The 20,526-nt window shown below is 44.5% G+C and carries 17 protein-coding genes; 12 read left to right on the forward strand and 5 right to left on the reverse strand.

Going from position 1 to position 20,526, the window contains the following annotated elements; genetic code table 11:
- The first annotated feature begins 79 nt into the window (after positions 1-79).
- From A8709_RS06200 to A8709_RS06230, 7 genes are all read left to right on the forward strand, one after another.
- On the forward strand, positions 80-550 hold the full coding sequence (locus A8709_RS06200; protein ID WP_065851323.1) for an SRPBCC family protein: 471 nt from the start codon (positions 80-82) through the stop codon (positions 548-550).
- Between the two features lie 42 nt (positions 551-592).
- Positions 593-790, forward strand: coding sequence for an ABC transporter substrate-binding protein (locus A8709_RS06205; protein ID WP_141692444.1), 198 nt, complete (start codon positions 593-595; stop codon positions 788-790).
- A gap of 225 nt (positions 791-1,015) precedes the next feature.
- Positions 1,016-1,561, forward strand: coding sequence for a hypothetical protein (locus A8709_RS06210; RefSeq protein ID WP_065851325.1), 546 nt, complete (start codon positions 1,016-1,018; stop codon positions 1,559-1,561).
- 33 nt (positions 1,562-1,594) lie between these two features.
- Positions 1,595-2,338, forward strand: a complete 744-nt coding sequence (locus tag A8709_RS06215; protein ID WP_065851326.1) for a DUF3800 domain-containing protein — start codon at positions 1,595-1,597, stop codon at positions 2,336-2,338.
- Positions 2,339-2,721: 383 nt separating this feature from the next.
- Positions 2,722-3,075 (forward strand): PadR family transcriptional regulator, encoded by a 354-nt coding sequence (locus A8709_RS06220; protein WP_065851327.1) that lies wholly within the window; start codon positions 2,722-2,724, stop codon positions 3,073-3,075.
- Positions 3,047-3,961: a permease prefix domain 1-containing protein gene (locus A8709_RS06225; RefSeq protein WP_065851328.1), complete on the forward strand. Its 915-nt coding sequence runs from the start codon at positions 3,047-3,049 to the stop codon at positions 3,959-3,961. The genes A8709_RS06220 and A8709_RS06225 overlap by 29 nt, the downstream gene beginning before the upstream one ends.
- Positions 3,962-4,040: 79 nt before the next feature.
- Entirely contained in the window at positions 4,041-4,616 is a 576-nt protein-coding gene (locus A8709_RS06230; RefSeq protein WP_065851329.1) for a TerD family protein, read from the forward strand.
- A 479-nt stretch (positions 4,617-5,095) separates the two neighbouring features.
- Here A8709_RS06230 and A8709_RS06235 read toward each other — a convergent pair whose 3' ends face one another.
- The gene (locus tag A8709_RS06235) at positions 5,096-6,340 is read right to left on the reverse strand and encodes a GGDEF domain-containing protein (protein ID WP_084224709.1); all 1,245 of its coding nucleotides are present in this window, start codon (positions 6,338-6,340) and stop codon (positions 5,096-5,098) included.
- Positions 6,341-6,491: 151 nt separating this feature from the next.
- On the opposite strand from A8709_RS06235, the gene A8709_RS06240 reads away from it, so the two are divergent.
- The gene (locus A8709_RS06240; protein WP_167357014.1) at positions 6,492-7,115 is read left to right on the forward strand and encodes a GGDEF domain-containing protein; all 624 of its coding nucleotides are present in this window, start codon (positions 6,492-6,494) and stop codon (positions 7,113-7,115) included.
- A 134-nt stretch (positions 7,116-7,249) separates the two neighbouring features.
- Here the strand turns inward: A8709_RS06240 and A8709_RS06245 are convergent, their stop codons facing one another.
- Together A8709_RS06245 and A8709_RS06250 are read right to left on the reverse strand one after the other, a co-directional pair.
- Positions 7,250-7,960: a DsbA family oxidoreductase gene (locus A8709_RS06245; protein WP_065851646.1), complete on the reverse strand. Its 711-nt coding sequence runs from the start codon at positions 7,958-7,960 to the stop codon at positions 7,250-7,252.
- Between the two features lie 38 nt (positions 7,961-7,998).
- Positions 7,999-8,871, reverse strand: coding sequence for an SDR family oxidoreductase (locus A8709_RS06250; protein ID WP_065851332.1), 873 nt, complete (start codon positions 8,869-8,871; stop codon positions 7,999-8,001).
- 150 nt (positions 8,872-9,021) lie between these two features.
- On the opposite strand from A8709_RS06250, the gene A8709_RS06255 reads away from it, so the two are divergent.
- Both A8709_RS06255 and A8709_RS06260 read left to right on the forward strand, forming a co-directional pair.
- Positions 9,022-9,387: a winged helix-turn-helix transcriptional regulator gene (locus A8709_RS06255; protein ID WP_065851333.1), complete on the forward strand. Its 366-nt coding sequence runs from the start codon at positions 9,022-9,024 to the stop codon at positions 9,385-9,387.
- 146 nt (positions 9,388-9,533) lie between these two features.
- The gene (locus tag A8709_RS06260) at positions 9,534-14,441 is read left to right on the forward strand and encodes an S-layer homology domain-containing protein (RefSeq protein WP_065851334.1); all 4,908 of its coding nucleotides are present in this window, start codon (positions 9,534-9,536) and stop codon (positions 14,439-14,441) included.
- Between the two features lie 87 nt (positions 14,442-14,528).
- Here A8709_RS06260 and A8709_RS06265 read toward each other — a convergent pair whose 3' ends face one another.
- Positions 14,529-14,738, reverse strand: coding sequence for a hypothetical protein (locus tag A8709_RS06265; protein WP_065851335.1), 210 nt, complete (start codon positions 14,736-14,738; stop codon positions 14,529-14,531).
- A 343-nt stretch (positions 14,739-15,081) separates the two neighbouring features.
- On the opposite strand from A8709_RS06265, the gene A8709_RS06270 reads away from it, so the two are divergent.
- Both A8709_RS06270 and A8709_RS06275 read left to right on the forward strand, forming a co-directional pair.
- The gene (locus A8709_RS06270) at positions 15,082-16,998 is read left to right on the forward strand and encodes a DUF2334 domain-containing protein (RefSeq protein WP_065851336.1); all 1,917 of its coding nucleotides are present in this window, start codon (positions 15,082-15,084) and stop codon (positions 16,996-16,998) included.
- Positions 16,999-17,644: 646 nt separating this feature from the next.
- Complete coding sequence (locus A8709_RS06275; RefSeq protein ID WP_065851337.1) at positions 17,645-18,586, forward strand: thermonuclease family protein; 942 nt, start codon at positions 17,645-17,647, stop codon at positions 18,584-18,586.
- Positions 18,587-19,141: 555 nt separating this feature from the next.
- On the opposite strand, the gene A8709_RS06280 is transcribed toward A8709_RS06275, so the two are convergent.
- Positions 19,142-20,410, reverse strand: coding sequence for an MDR family MFS transporter (locus A8709_RS06280; protein ID WP_065851338.1), 1,269 nt, complete (start codon positions 20,408-20,410; stop codon positions 19,142-19,144).
- Positions 20,411-20,526 lie beyond the last annotated feature (116 nt).

The raw sequence follows: 20,526 nt of genomic DNA on the forward strand, positions 1-20,526 counted from the left end.
TTTTTTGTTTCTATGAACAACGACATATAAAATACTACACGAAATTAGTGCTGAATAACAAAACGAAAGAGAGTTACTAATGCCAATTATAGAATCAGAGTTATATATAAATGCTCCAATTGAGGTATGTTTCGACTTAGCAAGGAGCATAGACATTCACGCTAAATCAACGTCACAAACCAAGGAACGAGCAATAGGTGGTGTTACAAGTGGTTTGATTGAACTTGGCCAATCTGTGACTTGGGAAGCCATTCATTTTGGTATTAAGCAACAATTGACAGCTCAAATTACGGAAATGGACTTTCCGCATCGTTTTGTAGATGAGCAGATTCGTGGGGCTTTTAAACGGTTCAGACATACTCATGAATTTATTGAAGTCAATGGTGGTACTTTGATGATAGACATTTTTGAATATGATGCTCCATTTGGTATTATGGGGAAGTTGGCTTCTGCACTGTTTCTAAAGAGCTATATGGAAAGATTTTTGATGAAGCGTAATATCTACATCAAGAAAGTAGCCGAGGAAGATTACAAAAAGAAGCAAAGATAAAGGGACTTTATTTTGCTGGTCTTATTCTATAGATTTTTACGGTTGAGAAAAGACACGCATCATCGCCGGTACGAATACCAAAAAATTGTTGCGGATCAGTTGTCGAAGATTGCACCGATTGTATTTCAGGATGAAGCGAAGATGGATGTTTGGAATGACTGGCTAGGTGTAATGACGAAGTTTGGTGAAATGCTTGGGCAGGAGGATGTTGCGAAGCAAGCGATCTTAATGTCATTGTGAGTGTGCTTAAGAAGTAGTTGGCGGCGCCGTGATATAAGAAGAAAAGCACCCGTTAAGGGTGCTTTTTTCTATTTTGTTATTGTACGGTGGAAAGGGAGGGTGAATCACCCGTTTAGAGTCTTCAAATCTCTCTAACTTTTCCATATATAAGAGATGGATAGTATTGACACGAATAAAAGTCTAAGTTATCTTAGACTAAATAATAAAGTGCGAAGGAATGGTGAAATGAGAATCTCAGCGTCTGAAGTCATTAGAAAGACTGCGCTTATCATCTTAGCAAGCCATCCCAATGGTTTGAGGTTCACAGATTTGAAATTTAAAACTGAGGAAACATTAGTAGATACTTTTCCTCCGGATGATTATAAAAACGGGAAATTCAGGTCAGCAATTTGGGATTTAGACAAACGATATTCAGAATTATTATTAAAAGAAAAGAGAGGTGCATTGTCGTTTTTTACTCCCAAACCTAAACTAATTGAAGAGAAAGATCAAATTGAAATTCCTTTATTTGCACCCACATCAAGAGAGAAGCATGTCGAAAATCAAAGGGAGGGAAGATCTGATAAATATGTAGACTATGTAGAGTTTAAGGCTAAATTAACAGAGATTATTGCTTATATCGAATCCAAGAAAATTACTGATGTTAATGTTGATTATTTTACAAAAGCAGAACAGAGAAATGCTATAAAAGCAATGATTTATCTGGAAGGGCTTATGGATTTAAAATATAGTATGCAATATGTTCAGCGAGAAGAAGAATTTAGATATTAATTTGAAACTTATATAAAGTTCGGGGGTGTAGTTGTGCTTGCCTACATAGATGAAAGTGGTTTTCCTCATCCGAATGATGAAACCAAAAACCCAGTTCTAGCTGCAGTATGTGTTCCGAAAGAAGAGATAAGAACGATAAGCCAGAAGATGTATAACATTAAAATGGATATTTTTGATCGGTATGATGTTGAATTAAAAGCTGTAAATGTACTGAAGCCAAAGTCATTAACTAGGAATACAAACAATAAGTTGTTTACAGATAGAATAGTAAATGAAGTGCTAAGTCAGAGTGCAAGTATAAAAGTCTTTGCTATTGTTATGGACCAGGTAAACCAAGTGATAGAGACTGAGAGGGCGACTTTCCCTAATCATTATAGATTCCTATTGCAACGAATCAATGGTCTTTCCGCAGCAAATAACAAAAAATGTGTGGTAAGTTTTGATTCCCAAGACGAAGGGAACGATATGCTAATCTCACATAAAATGAAAAATTATTTATTCCGATCTACGGAAGGGAGTCACTGTCGGTCAATAGTTGAGTCCGCGTTCTTTGTCAGTTCTAGAGTTGAAGAAGGAATACAACTAGCGGATCTTTGTGCCGGAATAATCCGGAAGTATCATGAGATCATAACGTCTGAGGCCAGTAATGATCCTTTTCATAACTGGGTTAAAGAGTTATATTCAAAAGTACAGTCACTAACTTGCACGGTTCAGTCACCTAATAAGGAGCAAATGCTGCATGGCATTTATAAGCTTCCAAGCAGATTACTATTCTAATTATTTTTAACACTAGTACTCAAGTTCAAGACAGTTCCCTATCCCTTGACATTGCTTTATCTACGTATATAATTATAAGCAAGACTGGTGTTGTGGTTCTGTCTAGGAGCTGCCTCGTACTGGTCTTATTTTATTTCCTAGATAATGTTAAAAACTTCCATAAGTGAGTAGGTTCCGTAATTAAATACAATATCAATATAATTCTCAGCTTCATATAAGAAGAAAAGCACCCGTTAAGGGTGCTTTTTTGCATTAAGGAACTGGGCAGGATGCTACCATATTTTCTTAGTTCTCCCTCGCATTTTATGGAATATATTGTTAATTATTAATTACTATGTTATTCTACATACATAGCAATACGATGTAGTGTGGAGGGGAAGCAGTTGAGCAACGAGATGATTAAAGGCTACATTGATGCCATCGTGCTGTCAGTTCTTGAACGTGAGGACAGTTACGGCTATGAAATCACCAAGTCAGTTCATTTGAAAACGGAGGGGCAGATGGAGTTGAAGGAGGGGACACTTTACCCAGCCCTGAAGCGTTTGGAGGTTAATGGCCATATTGAGGGCTACTGGGTAGAGAAGGATTCGGGACCGCGCCGGAGGTATTATCGGATGACAACAAAGGGATCTGGAAAGCTGAAGGAGTATCGACGCTCATGGTCGGACCAGGAAAGAATCATCAATCATTTTCTTAAAGGAGGCCCCTATGCAGCGGATTTCAGCGTTGTTGAATGACATCCTGCGCCAAAGCTTTCTCAGCAAGCGTGAGAAGGCGGAATGGGCTGAGGAGATGAACGCACATCTACTAGATACGGTAGAAGATCTGCGGAACAAGGGATTCTCAGAGGAACAGGCGATTACCATTGCGATGAAACGTTTCGGAGCTGCGGATGAAATTAGGGAGCGGTTAACGACGAATATGTATGGCTTCAAGAGTAAGAGCATACTTGCATTTGGTTTAGCGGGTGCTATTCTCATGTTAATTTCACTGATAGGTGGGCTTGTCCTTCATAGGTATGGGATTTATAGTCGGCTAAGTGAATTGCTGCCTATTGTTTTTGGAACCATCATGGTCATGAGTTTCGGTCTTTTTTTTACACGTAAGGGATTGGATAGGTTATGCCTTTTGGTAACACCATTGCTGTTTGTCATGGGATATATGCAGGTTTATCTTGAATTTTTAGTCCATTCTTTCGGCAAATATTTTGATTTTCTAATGTTTGAGAGGTTATTTTTTAGCGGGGTATATGACCAGCAATACGATTCTACGTTTATTTGGCATTCCTTTAATTTTTCTTTGATATGGATTGGAAATGGGTTCATAGCTGGATATGCAATCATCATATATGTCATATGCCGGAATCGACGTGTAGCCATTATGCCTTTTGTTTGGTCCATGGTGTATACACTTCTTCATATGGGGGGCATTGGTGCGTTTTATTTCTATGTAAGAGAGCAGTTTAACTCCTCTGTAACATCGAGTTATGTATTTTTTACACAAGGAAATCAATACCGTTTACTGGATATAGGCTTTAACCTTGTGGTTTTACTTTGTCTGAATGCCATATTCAACTATTTGGAGAGGAAACGAAGTCGGTTACCCAAGCTAGGAGTCCAATAATTGCAGTTAACACCGACAAACCTATATACTAACTATAGAAACCCAATGTTTGCTATTTTATCTGAAAGGTGAGATCACGATGTCGATCGATTTATCCAAAGGTCAACGCATTGACCTAACCAAAACAAACCCAGGTTTGACGAAAATCATTGTAGGGCTTGGATGGGATACGAATAGATACAGTGGCGGCGGCGAGTTCGATCTGGATGCCTCTGCGTTTCTTCTACATGAAAATGGTAAAGCGAAGTCGGAAGCGGATTTCGTGTTCTATAATAACCTTACGACGTACGATGGCGCTGTTGTTCATACAGGTGACAATCGGACGGGGGAAGGTGACGGGGATGACGAGCAGATTTTGATTGATTTTTCGAAAATCCCAACAGCCATCTCACGCATTGGGATTACGGTTACGATCCACGATGCGCATCAGCGTTCGCAGAATTTTGGACAAGTTAGCAATGCATTCGTACGGGTCGTGAACGAAGCGAATAATAATGAGATTCTTCGATTTGATTTGGGAGAAGAGTTTTCTGTCGAAACGGCTGTCGTCTTCTGTGAGTTTTATCGACATGGCGGCGATTGGAAATTCCAAGCGGTGGGCAGTGGTTTCGCAGGTGGTTTGGCAGCGTTAGTTGCTAATTATGGCTTGAGCTAAATAGTGGAAGGCAATAAAGAAACCCGCTCATGGAGCGGGTTTTCGCATTTTTTACGTCACCAACAAAAACTCAACACCACCGTAATATCATTCTCCGATAGATGGATGTGGCCTTGCTCGTCCCGGTTCAATCGATAGCCGTTCTCCTCGATCCCCTTACATATACGAAACAGCCGATGTTCATCGATATGGATTAATTTTGCGAAATGCGATAGATACATGGGTTTATCATTCAGAGAAATCATGCATTCAACCTACTCTCTGTCAGGGTAATTTGTGCTTAGGATCAAATTACCAAGATTGCTTTGAAAAGTATCAGGAAAATTGTCGCCTATGTGGTCAAAATGGGAAGTGTTTGATAGTTTGTCACAAACAGCTGCCAAGCAGTCACGGATGAAGAGTAGCTACCCGCGATCTGCCTGTGTCTCCTTAACTAACCTAAAAAGGCTGCCGCCAGTGAGCGACAACCTAAGTTGTTCCTAATCATGTCTAGCTTGCCTGTCCACAAAGCCTCGAAATACGCCGTTTCGACCATTTCTTTTGGCTTGATAGAGCGCTTTATCACAAGTGGAGTAGAGCTCTTCGAGATGTGTCCTGTCATCGGGGATGAAGGAGAGTACACCCAAACTAATCGTATACGAAAGCTTGGATCCGGCAACATGGGATACTTCCGCAGTCTGTCTAAGTCGTTCGGAAAAATGAGAGGATTCTGTTTCATCCATGCCGGGCAGGATAATGGCGAATTCGTCCCCGCCATACCTAGCGAATAGATCATCTGCGCCTAACTGTTCCTTCAATCGTGTCGTGAGATTAACCAGCACGCGATCTCCTACATCGTGACCGAACGAATCATTAATGGATTTGAAATTATCAATATCAAAAAGCAGCAAGGTGATCGGCTTCTTTTTCTTCGCATACGCGGTAATGTATTGATTGGTTTGGGAGATGAACGTTCTGCGGTTCAAGGTGCCTGTCAAATCATCGTAATTGGCTAACCGGAGCAGGGCTTGGTCCGTTTGTTCCTTCATCAAGAGAATGAATCCCGTGTTTCCTGCAATCATAACGAAATAGGGGGCTAGCAACACGAGACTCAGATTGCCGTTGGTATGGTAAAAGCTCAGCAATGTGTCAAAAAATAAGGAATAGATGGATCTAATCATGAGAACGGCCAGGATCATTAGATAAAAATAGCCAATGAAACGGGTTAACGTGGATAGGGCACGGTTTTGGATCATTTTATAGACAGGAATTAGGAGCACAAAAGCCATACCTATGGAAGCAAACGTAATTCTGAGCTTCTCTTCGTTGTAAAAAAGCAGAATCCCGTGAAAGCCGATAACACTGAATAATGTAAAAGCGATAAAGAGGTTGCGTGTCAGTTTGTCCAGCGTGTTCTGAATTCTCAGTACAGAGAAGGTTTCAAACGCATACCCAATGATCAGTGATGAGTTCACAAGGGATAGTGTAAGCGTATCCGATTCACCGCCGCGAAGCATAAAAATCAGCCATGACGCGGCTTGCACACATTTTGCATAGAAAAAATATCGAATCGTACTTTCGCGCTTATGTTGACGCCAATAGGCAATAATGAATACGGCGGTAAATAACTGACCGATGATAAGAGTGAGCAGCAAGGTTTGCATATCTAAGTGAAGATTCATCTGGAACCCCATCTGACTGTTAGAAATTTTGGATGTGTTGCAAATAATGTCGATTGTACTCATTTTACCATAAAATAGGAAGGGGTTGCTCAAATATTCCTTGATATGTGTAGAACAAGTATGTCACTATAGACCTATATAGACACAAAATGGATAATGGTGATGTAGGATGAGATATTCGGGAAGAATCCTTATTATATCGGTCGTTATATTCGTGATCATTGCCATAAGAACGTACGGTTTCATTTATTATGACGTTCCCGTATTTCAGTTTCCCTTAATTGGCATGTGTTTGATATTCGCGGGCTGGGTGCTAGGAACACAGTATGATAAGTTGAAGTTTTTCTCGGAAAAAGATAGCCTAACGATGCTGTATAATCGGAGGTTCATCTTGAACATCTTTCCTAAGATCATAGCATCAGTTGATCGCAAGCAGGAGAAGTTGATTTTATATTTTATTGATGTGGATGATTTTAAAATAATAAACGATTCCCGCGGACATAAGATCGGGGATCAAGTGTTGCAGCGGATTGCTAATGTTTTGATGCTGCATGTGCATAAAAGAGACTTTGTTGCCCGTTGGGCGGGAGATGAATTTCTAATTCTCTCGACGTTGTCGGATGCTGATCATCATGCAACGATGATTCGTTGTATCCAGAACGAACTACAGGATGCATCCCAGGCATTTCAATTAGAAATCTCGGTGTCCATTGGTACAGCGATGTATCCGAATGAGGCGCAGACCTTAGATGATTTGCTGCATGTGGCGGATCAGGCGATGTATTCGTTGAAAACCGATCGCAAGAATCATTACAAGGTCACGATGGCGAAGTCATAGCTCGGAATGAAACATTGGTTTATGTAAAAAGAAGAAGCGCCCTCGCGGGCGCTTCTTCTTGCGTCTATGGGCCGCGAAACCGCGAGTCGCGTGCAGTTTGTGGCAGATTGACCAGTAGCTGCGTTGGCCTGGTGTTATGGCTTGCTAGGAACGGCACAAGTGCCGTCTAAGCAAGCTTCATCGCTTGCCGAATCAGCAACCGGTGCAGGTTGCTGGGCCTCCCAGATCTGCTGCAAAGCGTTCAGGTAGACACCGCTTGCTTGGGCACCGGATATCGCATGTTTCCGGTTGATGACATAGTATGGAACGCCGCGGATACCTAAGCGGGTACCCTCATCTTCTTCAGCTCGCACATGCTCGGCGAATTGATCACTTGCAAGCACGGAGAGAACTTCCTCCCGATCCAGTCCCGTTTCCACAGCAATGTCCGCGAGCGTGTCGTGGTCACTGATATTCTTGGATTCGGTGAAATAGGCGCGGAATAATAGTTCAGAGACCGCGGCACCTTTGCCGGCTGTCTCAGCAAATAGCCGTAAACGATGAGCATCAAAGGTATTCGTCAGCACGAGACCGCCGAATTGAAAATCAAGACCATCCGCAGCAGCTTGATGGCGCATGTTCTCATTCATCTGGATGGCTTCCTGACGGCTCATGCCATAACGGGAAGAAAGCATATCGTACACGTCATGCGGGACGCTTAGAGGCGCATGGCGGTCTAATTCAAAGCTGCGGTACACCACTTCAACTTGGTCACGGTGGGCAAAGTTCGCCAGAGCTTTCTCAAAACGGCGCTTGCCAATGTAACAGAAAGGACAGGCGAAGTCTGACCAAATTTCGACTTGCATTTGCATAAGGCTCACCTCGATTGGGATAGGATAAACGATTATTTATTGAATAATTGCGTAATACTTTCAAGGATGGAAGTAGGTTTTCTACCGATTAACGTTTCGAGATCCTTGGATGTATGTCCTTCCGTGCCTGCGGCCATTTTGCTGTCTATGGCCACTAAGAACTGCACGAGTCCTTCAGGAAGCCCGGCCCCAAGCATCCCTTTCAAAGAGTCAGCGTCGGAGACAGATTGGTAGGCTACCTTTTTACCCGATACCTGGGATAGTATGTCTGCTAATTCATCATAACTCCAAGCTTCGGAAGAAGCTAGCTCATAAACACGATCTTCATGCCCATCTTCTACAAGAACAGTTGCTGTCGCTAGCGCTAAGTCATCGCGTGTGGCTGTATTAATTTTGCCAGCTCCTGCTGAATTTATGATAAGGCCACTATCGATATAACCTTGCAGATTAGGATTAATGTATAGTTCTTGATACCACGTATTGCGTAGTACCGTCGCCGGGATGCCTGAAGTTTTGAGGGCAAATTCCGTCGCCAGATGCACGTTAGCCAGAGGTGCAAAGGCATCAACATCGGCAAAAGCAAAGCTTGTGTAGACGATGTGCGGAACGCCAGCTTTTTTCGCGGATTCAATGGCACTCACATGCTTCCGAACGCGGCTGATGGACTCATCTTCGGGCGAAGAGATTAGCAAGAGTTTGGATGCCCCTGCAAAAGCCTGTTCCATCGAAGCGGGATTCTCGAAATCCCCGTAGCGCACTTCAATACCAAGATCAGCGAAGGCAGAAGCTTTCTCCACGTTACGAACACTAACCGCGATTTCGCTTGCGGGAACCCTTTGTAATAAGTGCTGAACGACCAATTTACCTAATTCTCCTGTTGCGCCAGTTACCACGATTTTCGACATTGTAGATGTCCTCCTATTTTATAAATAAATTTTGTAGTTGGAAAATTAACTATAGTCATATATTATTATAGTATCTTGTAAAACGTAAGTAGTCACTATTATATAACCTAGTCATAAAAATAGGACCATGAGGAAAGAGAGGGATTGCGCATGTCCCGAACATCATTTCAGGGTGAAATCCCAGAGGAACAAATCGATGTCTGCCCCGTTACAGCCACTCAAAATGTCATTGCTGGTAAATGGAAGATCATTATTCTTTGGCATTTGCGGGAAACCAGAAGATTTGGCGAGCTCCAGCGTCTGGTACCTGGCGTGTCCAAAGGCATCCTTACCGCTCAATTGAGAGAGCTAGAGAAGGATCAAATGGTGCATCGGAAAGTGTATCAGGAGGTACCGCCCAAGGTGGAGTACTCGCTGACGGATGCCGGAAGAACGTTTATGCCTATTTTGGAAAGTATGGGGGAGTGGGGGAAGAAGTATGATTTGGTTAAAAAGAGTAGGGATGAGATAGAATGATAGGTAGAAGAGCTTTGCCACTGGAGGAGTGGCAGGGCTCTTTTTACGTAGACTTCATAAAATACCAATTTAGAGATAGAGGGAATTTAAGGAAAATATAGAAACTAGTAAGTATAACATATGAATTCAAGGAGGTTAAACAGAAGGTGAATAGATTTATTCGGAAGAGCTTTACAAGCCTGGTCTTGGTTGGTGCGTTGCTTTCCAGTCTGATTCCAATGGCTAGCGCAGCGACTGTAACAGACACCGACAACCATTGGGCAGCGCCAGTCATTACAAAATGGTTGAAAGAAGGCCTCATTAAAGGATATGATGACGGGTCATTTAGACCGAATAACGTGATCACGCGCGCAGAGGCAGCTTCGCTGATTAATCGTAAGTTTAATATTACTGATGCCAAAGAGGGGAAACCGTTCAAAGATCTGGCAAGTGATGCCTGGCAGTATGGACCTCTTACAGCGGCAGCAGAAGCAGGCTATATCCAAGGCTATGAGGACGAGACCATTCGACCGGATGGGGTATTAACTCGTCAGGAATTAGCTGTTGTCATTACCGACTTACTGGGGTTGGAGACGGACAAGGAGGATGTATCTGCTTTCGTCGACGCCGCGGAGATCCCAAAATGGAGTAAAAAAGATATTGCAGCGGTAGCCGCTCAGCAGATCATGGACGGTTATGAGGATGGTACGTTTGCGCCGACGCGTACAGTTACACGTGCAGAAGCAGTAGTTACGCTGGATCGTGCGGCTAATTTTATGAGACAGAAGGGTCCAATCGTTTATGCAACAGCAGGCGTGTATGGTCCCGAACAGGGTAAGAAAACGGTATATCAGGATGTGAGCATTAACCAAAAGGGCGTAACACTTCGGAATATGACCATATATGGGGATCTAGTGCTTGGAGAGGGCATTGGCGAAGGTGATGTTACGTTACAGAACGTAACGGTGCAAGGGCAGACAACGGTAAAGGGCGGCGGAGCGAATAGCATTCATTTTGAAAATAGTGCGTTGATCTCGGTTATCGTTGATAAGAAAAATGGCGCGGTGAGAATTGTCGCAACAGGCACAACCTCGGTGCAAACAGTGGATGTACGATCGTCTGTTACGATTCAGGAAGATCGGGCTAGTGGTCCGGGATTTACGGGTATCATCCTGGGTTCTCAATTAGGGCATGGAGCCGAGGTTAAGCTCGACGGGGATTTTGACAATGTACAAGTTGCCTCTAAGGGGACGAAGTTCCAATTGTTAAAGGGTTCCATTGTAGAACTCGGCGTTGCGAAAGAGGCTACAGGTAACGAATTTTCCCTTGGGGAAAAAGGTACCGTGAAGCAGCTTATCGTGTACACCGTGATTCATGTGATTGGACAAGGAACAATTGAGAAGGCAAGTGTTAACGAGGGAGCAGAAGCAACGACTTTTGAGAAAATGCCAACTATGGTGAATGATAAGCCGTCTACGGCGCCGGTTGCTGGTGGTGGAGGTGGAGGGGGATTTGTAACGTCTGTGCCAACGCCAGAGAATATCACAATGACTGTATCAGCGAGTGGCTATAAGACGCTAGGGGTCAGCTTCTCGGGTGCAGTGGACCCTGCAACTACAACGATTACGATTCGTATGCCGCAAGCGGGAAATACAATCGCGGGTGTGCAATATTCCTCCGATCATAAACGTGCAACGGTTAGTATGAGTGCAGCGTTTACAGCGGGGACGTATACGCTTGTGGTTGCATCGAGCAAAACAGGCGGGTTCGGAACGCTTTCGCAAAATGTTGAGATTAAAGATGAACAAGTGATTAGTTTAGCCTATGTACTTGATTCTGCCATTTGGGACGAGCGGACACCTAATTCCATTAAAGTTAAGTACAAGCTGATGAATCAATACGGGGAGGATGCGACACCGCGGTATGGGAATGAGGTAAAGGTTTCGTTCAGTCCTTTAGAGCCTAATGGCGCGAACACGCATCCAGATCAAGGATCTGCGATTGTTAATTATTATAGTTCATTAGCCGAAAATGATACCCTGGATCTGTACGCTTTTTACGGAGACAATCTGTCTGTTACCAAAAATTTGAAGGTATCGAAAAGCGAGATTCCAGCAACTTCGCCAGGCACCCCATTTGTTTTTTCTTTTAAGGTAGGTGGAATCTACAATCCAGAGAATAAGGCGCTAACGGTGGATTCTAATTTCGAAGACTTCTCCATTTTGTTTCATTGGAAGGGAGAATCTGAAATAACTTCTAGTAATTTCGCGGTATTTAGCTCGAATAGTGCTGTCGACGTAAAACGAAATGGACAAAGTCCTGTTTTGGGCACCGCAACGGTAGACAATAAGGAATGGAGCACATTGACGCTAGTAAGAAATCCTCAGTACACGCTAAATCCGGGGGTATATGTTTTCTCCATTGTTGATATAAGTTCGGGAAGCATTGTGTCAGTTATGATTACAATAAATTCGGGTACTGCAACTTCACTTGCAGCGAATGCTGTAATTGTTGTGGGGGATACACTACTTGCAAAGTACTACAATACCGGTGATTTTTCTACGTCGGAGTGGTCATTACAAGGCAATGTTACCAGTTCTGTTTACGAGGCGAAATATGTGAATTCTTCCGAGCGTATTGGCAAATACACGATTCAGGGAAGCCCTATTCCGTTTGAGATGTATACAGCTATAGATTCGAACCACCCACTTAATCGTATTCAAACACTGATGATAGGTACGGAGACGGTGAACGGGTCCGTGTACGGGAAGGTTTACTATAGTGGTTCGGAGAAGGTTCTGGCCGTAATTAACAATACGTATGTAGATTCGTCTGTCCCAGCAACTAGTTTGAAACCACTTGTGGCCAATGATGTAATGCGGCTATTTTATCCAGATAAGGTGATGTTGACCGCGAAGTGGGATGGGTTGAAGTGGGTCTATACGGGCATGGTTAACAGGCCACTTGCAACACCTAGTGGTATTCGTATAACAACAACTTCAGATACAAGCATTAGCTTAAATTGGTCTCCTGTAGCTCGGGCAGATTATTATAAAGTATACGTTTGCGGTGCCTATTCGGATGAATTCGTTCCTGTAAAGGATGCGCTAGGTAATGACTTGAAACTAACCTCAACTAGCTACGAAGAGGGCAACTTGTTACCAGGTACAACAAGATCTTATTATGTGGTAGCTGCCATGGGCGGAGATGCTTGGGAAGTAGCATCAGACATAAGTGATGTTGTAACGGCAAGAACCAACTTCAATGATCATATTGCATTAGATTTCCAAGTTGCTGGCTCGGTGCAGCATCCCAGCTTACCGATTGTTTATTTGACAGATAAGCAAAATGCTAAGCTATATGCAGTGAACTATGAGACAGGAGTTAAAACATCCTTATCGTTGCCGTTACCACCTGAAAGCTTAACATTTGCAAATGGTAAGATTTATGTATCCTTGTTAAAGGGCGGGCACACCTCTGATACATCAGATGATGTGCAAAAGGGTGCGATTGCTATTGTGGATGCATCGACATTCACTCTCGATCGTACGTTTGATGTGAACATAGATCCATTTGATATTGCGGTTGATCGTTCCGGCTATATCTATGTATCCTCAGGATCAGGGCAATGGACACAAATTAAATCATATAGTCCTATTACATTCCAAGAGGTTAGTAGTACTGGCATACGACAAGCGAGCTATATTGATATGCACCCTGCATTAGATCGCATTTATGCCATTACAACAGATTTATACCCTAGAGACATGGAAGTATTTAACGTTTCGAACGGGATGTTTACACCTGCTGGCTATGATTCGCCTTATCATGGGGATTATAGTATGAGTACGAATCTGAGAATTTCTCCAGATGGTCAGTATCTCTTTAATGGAGCAGGAACCGTGTTTAGCGCCAATGAGAACCGTTCAGATGATATGAAGTATGTCTACAGTCTAGATGGGGGATTCTCGGATATTGCGTTTGAATTGAATAACCGAAGGTTTTACACGGCTTCTTACGGCTCCGTAAATGCCTATCAATACGATGATTTCGAAAAGTACGGTACTTACAGGCTCGATGGTTCATCCCAGTTTCTATATAACAGCCCAGATCAGCTTATATCCGTATCTCTGATTAGAAATAATTATGCCATTGAACTTATTAAAAAAGATGCAATCCAAATAATTCCCCCAGTCCAACACCCAGATATTTATTTGCATGGTATCGTGTCCGATATCGTCTATGATACGGCTAGGCAGAAGGCTTATGCATTGGATGAAGCGTTCCATAAGTTATATGTTGTGAATCTGGGGACGAATGCAGTTGAGCAGACAATATCGCTTTCGCATAAGCCATCGGAGCTAACCCTGTCGGAAGATGGATCTAAACTATATATTCGTAATAACGATGCGAATGTCTTGGTGACGGAAATCAGTTTAAGCAACTTACAAGAGCTAAGGCAGCTGAATTATCAAACTCCGCCCGATACTAGCGATGCTGCTCACGGTCAAATCTATCAAAAGGGTAATTATCTCTATGTCGTGACGGGGGAGTGGGCACCGAGGTTGTTAGTCTTTAATGCCTCTACGTTTGCTAAAGTAGATTATGGAACAGAAATAAACTCGATAGGGGATATTGCGTTCTCGAGTGATAATACCCAGTTATATTATTGGTTTCAATATGGGTGGAGTGCAGGTTTAGGCAATTCAGATGTATATAAAGTGTCGATCGGATCCATGCCTTTCACGCAAGTGGACCGTTCTCAGGTTCGTTATCCCGATGAGCTTGATAGAGACCCACTAGATACACCGATGTTACTATTAGAGAATCGGGACTTAGTTATTGCAAAGGATCATATTTTGAATAAGAATAATTTGTCTGAGACCGTCAAGGTAATGCCAGAACCGATTTATGCGGTAAGCCCTGATGGCAACACACTAGTAGGTAAAAATGGGCTGTATGATGCTCATACTTATCAGAAGCTGCAATCCCTATCCCTTACTGGGGCCAAATATTTCTTTTATGCCAATGGTAAGTTGTATTATTTGATAGGTAATACGTTAAGTCATTTGTAAGTTATCTGAATAAGAATAGAGCTAGAAGCGTAATAAAAAAGCACCCCTCGGGGTGCTTTTTTTCATATGTATACGAGAGCGATCCACTTACGGATTCGCGAGGATCTTGCCATTTTGCCATTCAAACTCATATTCGAATTGTGCAGTTGACTTGTAAAGTTCAGGAGAGTAAGGACGAACAATAGAATCCGCTTCGAACTTCGCGGTAGGTTTCTCTGGTTGACTTTCTTTTGCGGCAACACCTAAAACCGATAGGGAAAATATGCAGAAAACGACCAAACCTATTTTTGCTGTCATTGTAGGATGCCTCCATCACAATAAGATATCTTCATTGTACGGTGTCTATGTCATTGGGATATTATCACAAAGTAAAGATCACATTTACAATTAACCTAGATCTCCAAATTTGAAACAGGCAATAGCAATGCTACCTCCGTCTTGTTCAAAATGATTTACTCATATATCCCCTTTACAGTAGGGAAATCGCGCCTAGAAGCAGAAATAGTATGGAGGCGTAAGTCATTGCATGCTCTCTTGAAACATGTATAGTAACCAATGGTAGATTCATATATAATTTAGAGAAAAATGTCGAATAAACGGGTAAGGTCCACGTTTTGCATAATTGGGGGAGACATCTAGCGTGAAACGTAAATTGTGGCAGCAAATCGGAATAGGCATCGTTGGTGGTGTGATCGCAGCTGTTGCGCTGGCCGCTTATATCCCGACGAATACAGAGACGAATGTCTCTCCTAATGTGGATAAACGTCACGTCATGATCCGACTGGAAGATGTCGGGCTTGGCGGGGATTACAATACGCTCGAAGGTCTCGGTAAATTGCGCGCGGTGATGGAATATGTGGAGTCTGAGCATGTGCCGTTTCATGTCGCTGTGATTCCAAGAAGGATGAGTCTGCAAGCGGACGGCGTTTGGAAGGAGAAAGGGATCGATGATCCGAATCCAGACGAGGTCGTAAGCGGGTTTATCACACTGCTTCAGCAGGCAGAGCGCCATGGTGGTTTATTAGGAATGCATGGATACCGCCACCAATATGGTGAGACGTATCGTACAGATGGCGAGCAGAATTCAGGAACCGGTTCCGAGTTTAATATCAAAGGGGCGCCAGAAACACAGGAAATTTCCTACGCGGCGGAGCGGATGAAAGAGAGCCTCGCGGCTTTTGCTAGGGCTAATTTGCACCCTGCATTCTGGGAGTCCCCCCACTACCAAGATACCCGTGAGCAGCAAGGGGTGTTCCGTTCTTTCGTAGGACTCATGTATCAACCCGATCTCTATAACAAAAGTGCACGAGACGATATCAGCACCTACGATACGATCAATACGTTCGGACAAGACAGTCTGGGTTCAGTCTATATTCCTGCCCCGTACCGCTATGTAAGCGATGCCAATTCGGTTGATCAAATGCTGGAAAAAGCAGCGACGGATGATGGGCTGGCTTCCTTTTACTTTCATCCGTTCTTGGAATTTAAGCACCTGGAGCCCGTGGTTGGCGCAGATGGCAATCCAGAACAGAGAGACGGCATGCCGGTCTACCGGTACAAAGATGGAGAGACAGGGTCCTATTTGCATAAGCTGATTACGGGTTTCAAAAAGCTGGACTACCGCTGGTCGTCACTCTACGATATCGTTCCTTTTACCCCTGCGCATCGGGTTACGCTGCCACCTGGAACGAAACTGCCCAATGTGCTGCTCGGTGATGTCACAGGTCGAGGACATGCGGATGTGGTCATTCGTCAGATGCATCGCATGCTAGTCATACCTGGCGACTATGCGACACCAAGGAATCGGCAGCAAGAAGCTTCACAGGTATGGTTAAGGGAGACTTTTGATCGCGATGACCAGCTGTTGCTCATTGATGTCAATCGAGATGGCAAACAAGATCTGCTAGCCTATAACGCCGAAACAGGGAACGTGCGAGTGGCTTTAGCCGATAAGCAACAATTCCTGCCCGTGAAAGCGATCGGCACTTTACCGACGGGGCTCAGCTCCTTACGAGCGCTGCGATCTACGGAGGGATTGGGCCTAATCGCTAAAGGGGAGAAGGGGCTCGTACAAGTCCGACAGCTGAGCCAGCCGCTGGCTTATACAGAATCGGAACTGTCGCTGCCGGATGACGCCGAACTGTTTACTGCCCAATTACAGGACCCAACGGAAGACGATATCGTTTGTGTCTCGCAGAAGGATCAGCAAGTATCCGTTATGTATCATCAGGGTAATGACCGGTTTGGGAATCCGCAGGTGATTCATGGTTTAGCCATGGGTAGTGGAGATCAACTGCTCGTTGGCGATCCGAATGGTGACGGCTTGAGTGATTTAATCGCGTATACCGCAGCGTCGGGGGAGTGGCGTGTTTTTGAAAATAAGGGGAAGAACCGCTTCGAGCCGCTTGATAATGAGTTCGGACCTTGGGCACATGGAATAGGTCGACAAGGCGCTGTTGCTGATTTTGACGGCAATGGGAAGACGGATATTGCTTCGTATGATGAAGCGGGGCATGTACTGGATCTGGCGCTGTCTTTTCGTGGCGGTACGCCATAGTGAAACCGAATGAACAGCATCGACCCTTTCGAATGACTTCGTTAAAAATGTGAAGCAGCTACATGCTGATTTGTTGAAGAAAGCACCCTTGTGGGTGCTTTTTTCAATAGAAGAGAAGGCAGACGATTCGTGAATCGAAAACGTTGAAAGCGTTCTGGGGGAATAAGCCCACAGAGGTTGCTTAATTGTCTACTAGCGCCGTGAAAACGGGCAATAAGCAAGGTGGGTGGGCGTATTAACGGCAAATACACCAGAAGTAGCATGTTGATCAATGAATAAGCACTTGCTAAGGGCTTACCTCTAAAAGGGGTACGATGGTAGATGGACTAAGCTAATTAGGGGTGCTTATGGATTTCGGATGCGTAAGGAGGCTCGTATGAATTGGATCTGTGGGGGAAGAGGTCGGAGCATGACATATGCAAATAAGGAAATCGATTGTGGGCGGAACCGTCTGATCTCGATTATAATGAATGAAATGCATATACAAGGAACACGATCGCTAATCTTTGCAACTTAGTGGCGAGGGCTCGTGAAGTAAAAGAGACACATGCCTTTAATAAGTGACGGATGGTACGGTCCCGTCCATATAAAGGTAAGACAGATTTCGAATACCAATTACACAGTCAGCATATGGAGGTACAGCACAATGGTAAACGCAATCATACAGGTAAGCAGGTTGGACTATTTGGCGACTCGAAAGCGGTTAACGATGAAAATTAGCAGTGCAGGCATCTGCGCTGCGCTCATGCTCGTGACGTCTGCATGTTCATCATCGAGCGTTGATGTGGCGGTTAGTGCACCCACACCAGCGGTTACTGCTGAAGCGTCACCTTCCGCCGCCGTATCTGCTAACACGTCAGCCAAAGCGACAGTTAAACCGGCAGCGACTCATCGCATTGACGCTAAAGTTGTCCGGGTCGTCGACGGTGATACGATGAAGGTATCCTTTACCGAAGCGGGTAAATTGAAGGAAGAGACGATTCGTTTACTTCTTGTAGATACGCCAGAAAGCGTGGCACCCGAGAAGCCGGTGCAGCCTTTCGCGTTGGACGCGTCCAACTATGCGAAAACGATGCTTACAGGCAAGGATGTTCAGCTGGAATTGGATGTGTCGGAGCGGGATAAATACGCCAGATTGCTGTGCTACTTATACATCGGCGATCAGATGTTTAACGAGCTGCTGCTCGAAAATGGCTATGCCAGAGTGGCGTATGTCTACCCGCCGAATGTGAAATATGTCGATCAGTTCCGCGAGATACAGAAGACGGCACAGCAGAAAGCCTTAAACATCTGGAGCGTGGAGAATTATGCGCAAGAGGATGGGTTTCATGAGGGTGTGGTAAAAGGAAGCCCAACGCAGTCGATGAATTCGTCACCAACGGCTGCACCGAAGACGACTGCTTCGTCACAACCATCTGCAACAACTACACCGAAACCAAGCGCTGCTGCGCATTCGGGAGCATCCGTGACCTACAACTCCTGTAAGGAGGCTAATGCGGCAGGCGCGTACAATATCCGAAGGGGCGAGCCAGGCTACAGCGCGAAGCTGGATGGAGACGGCGATGGGGTAGCTTGTGAGAAGAGGTAGGGTGTAGAGGAAGTTGTAGGGGAGGTGACTCACACCCGTGCATCCATTACAATTTGCATGTATTAGCGGGAAAAGTGAATAGCAGATAGCAAATGTAAATAGCAAATAGTAGAGATCAGATAGCAGGTAGTAAATGGCAAATTAGCATAAAAAGCACGCTGTGGTCATCGCTTCGGCGTGTTTTTTAGTTTAGATGGATTTCTTGTAGGTGATTTTCGATATTCAGGCAGTTTCCGATGAATAACTGGATTTCCTACAGCTATATTCAGCCATTTTTGCCGAAACGGGAAGATGGGGAGAAATTAGCTACCTGTTTTCCAGTTAAAATGAATTTGGAGAAGAATTGGCTGGAATTAGCTACATGATTTCCAGTTATTATAAGGATGGAACGTGTGAGTGGGTGTTTGAGGTTTGGAGTTTGAGATTTCAGAATCAACATTTAGCACTATAACAGTAGCTTATCATGCCCACAAGCCGTTCATCTAGCAAAAAAGCACCCAACGGGTGCTTTTACTCTTTTATTCCGTTCCTCGATCACGTAATCCCCACCTAAACCTACAAAGCAGTCTGCCGATCATACTGATTGAACATCATGTTGTAGATGACCGCCGACAATACAGCAAGCGCCGCCAACAAGATGAACGTCCACGTAAAACCGATCCACGAGCTGATCGGGATGGAGAGCGGCGCTATCGTACGTCCGAGTGTATAACGCAAGCTGGAAGCGGCGAAATACTGACCTCGGATATGGTCGGGAGCGAGTCGAGACACGAATGCTTGCTGGGGGCCAGCGGACATTAGCTCAGCTAATGTGAAGACAGCGATGGCGATGGTTAATCCCCAGAAGGAGGACATTTGGCAGAACATCACCATGCCGAGCGCATAGAAAAGCGCCCCGCCGATGAACACATAGCGATCACGGTAGGCGAGCATCCATTTGGTCACGATGACGGTGAAAATGGCGACGAACAGGCCATTTTCGGACACGATCAAGCCAAATAATTGTTTGCCCGTTAGCTGAAGGTCCCAGTTACTGTAGGAGAATATCGTCGTCAACGGCATCGTTTCCTTCAAAAAGACAGGAAAAAGCAAATCCAACTGCATGAACGTCTGCGAAAGCAGAACGCCCGCGATGACGAACAGCAGGAAGACGCGGTCCGTTGCAATAATCCGATAGTCGCGCAACTGCACGGCGATGGCATGATACCAAGGCTCATCACCTTGCAAGCGATGGCGGTCTGCCAACTGTTTAGGCAGCGTTTCGTGCAACTTTCGCGCCATCATGAGCGCGAGCAATACACAAACCACTGCAGCCACGGCTAGCACGAGGTACGGATTGTCCTCGTACAGAAGGGAGCCAAGCAGCGGACCAACTACGACAGCCATGTTCGCGGCCGTATAGAAGATGGCGAAGACACTGGACCGATGCTCCTCATCCACGACGTCCGCCACCATAGCTTGACTGGACGGCCAGTACAAGGAGCCTGAAAAACTTGCAAAGCTGAAGCCAATGAAGCTCAACACCGGCATAGAAATCAACGGTGAAGCGGCCAATGCGAAAATCCCGTACCCGAGAGCCTGTCCCAAAGCAGCGATAATCATCATGCGTTTGCGTCCAAACCGATCGGCACTGTACCCACCGAGCAAGTTCCCAAAAACCGATAGTGTCTGCGACAAAATCAGTAGAATCCCTGTCCAGCCTTTGCCAAACGAGTTCGCAAAATAGATCGATAAAAACGGAAAGAAAGTCCAAAAAATAACGTTGAAAGCGGTTTCCCCGCCAAGGCGGATTTTTAAATTAATGTCCCAATCTCTGATCTTCATTTTGTAATTTACCTCTGGTTAAATAAAGTATCTCCTTATCATACTACCAATCTTCGTATGGAGACAAGGCAGGTAAGCGGATGAATGATTCCAGTTGTGGGAAATGCTGATGCGAA

Source organism: Paenibacillus pectinilyticus (genome assembly GCF_001700435.1).
Taxonomy (GTDB): domain Bacteria; phylum Bacillota; class Bacilli; order Paenibacillales; family NBRC-103111; genus Paenibacillus_E; species Paenibacillus_E pectinilyticus.

Excerpts from the sequence above, each read along its gene's own strand:
- A8709_RS06200 (WP_065851323.1), top strand. The coding sequence starts at position 80 with ATGCCAATTATAGAATCAGAGTTATATATAAATGCTCCAATTGAGGTA.
- A8709_RS06210 (WP_065851325.1), top strand. The coding sequence starts at position 1,016 with ATGAGAATCTCAGCGTCTGAAGTCATTAGAAAGACTGCGCTTATCATC.
- A8709_RS06225 (WP_065851328.1), top strand. The coding sequence starts at position 3,047 with ATGCAGCGGATTTCAGCGTTGTTGAATGACATCCTGCGCCAAAGCTTT.
- A8709_RS06230 (WP_065851329.1), top strand. The coding sequence starts at position 4,041 with ATGTCGATCGATTTATCCAAAGGTCAACGCATTGACCTAACCAAAACA.
- A8709_RS06235 (WP_084224709.1), bottom strand. The coding sequence starts at position 6,340 with ATGAGTACAATCGACATTATTTGCAACACATCCAAAATTTCTAACAGT.
- A8709_RS06245 (WP_065851646.1), bottom strand. The coding sequence starts at position 7,960 with ATGCAAGTCGAAATTTGGTCAGACTTCGCCTGTCCTTTCTGTTACATT.
- A8709_RS06250 (WP_065851332.1), bottom strand. The coding sequence starts at position 8,871 with ATGTCGAAAATCGTGGTAACTGGCGCAACAGGAGAATTAGGTAAATTG.
- A8709_RS06255 (WP_065851333.1), top strand. The coding sequence starts at position 9,022 with ATGTCCCGAACATCATTTCAGGGTGAAATCCCAGAGGAACAAATCGAT.
- A8709_RS06265 (WP_065851335.1), bottom strand. The coding sequence starts at position 14,738 with ATGACAGCAAAAATAGGTTTGGTCGTTTTCTGCATATTTTCCCTATCG.
- A8709_RS06275 (WP_065851337.1), top strand. The coding sequence starts at position 17,645 with ATGGTAAACGCAATCATACAGGTAAGCAGGTTGGACTATTTGGCGACT.
- A8709_RS06280 (WP_065851338.1), bottom strand. The coding sequence starts at position 20,410 with ATGAAGATCAGAGATTGGGACATTAATTTAAAAATCCGCCTTGGCGGG.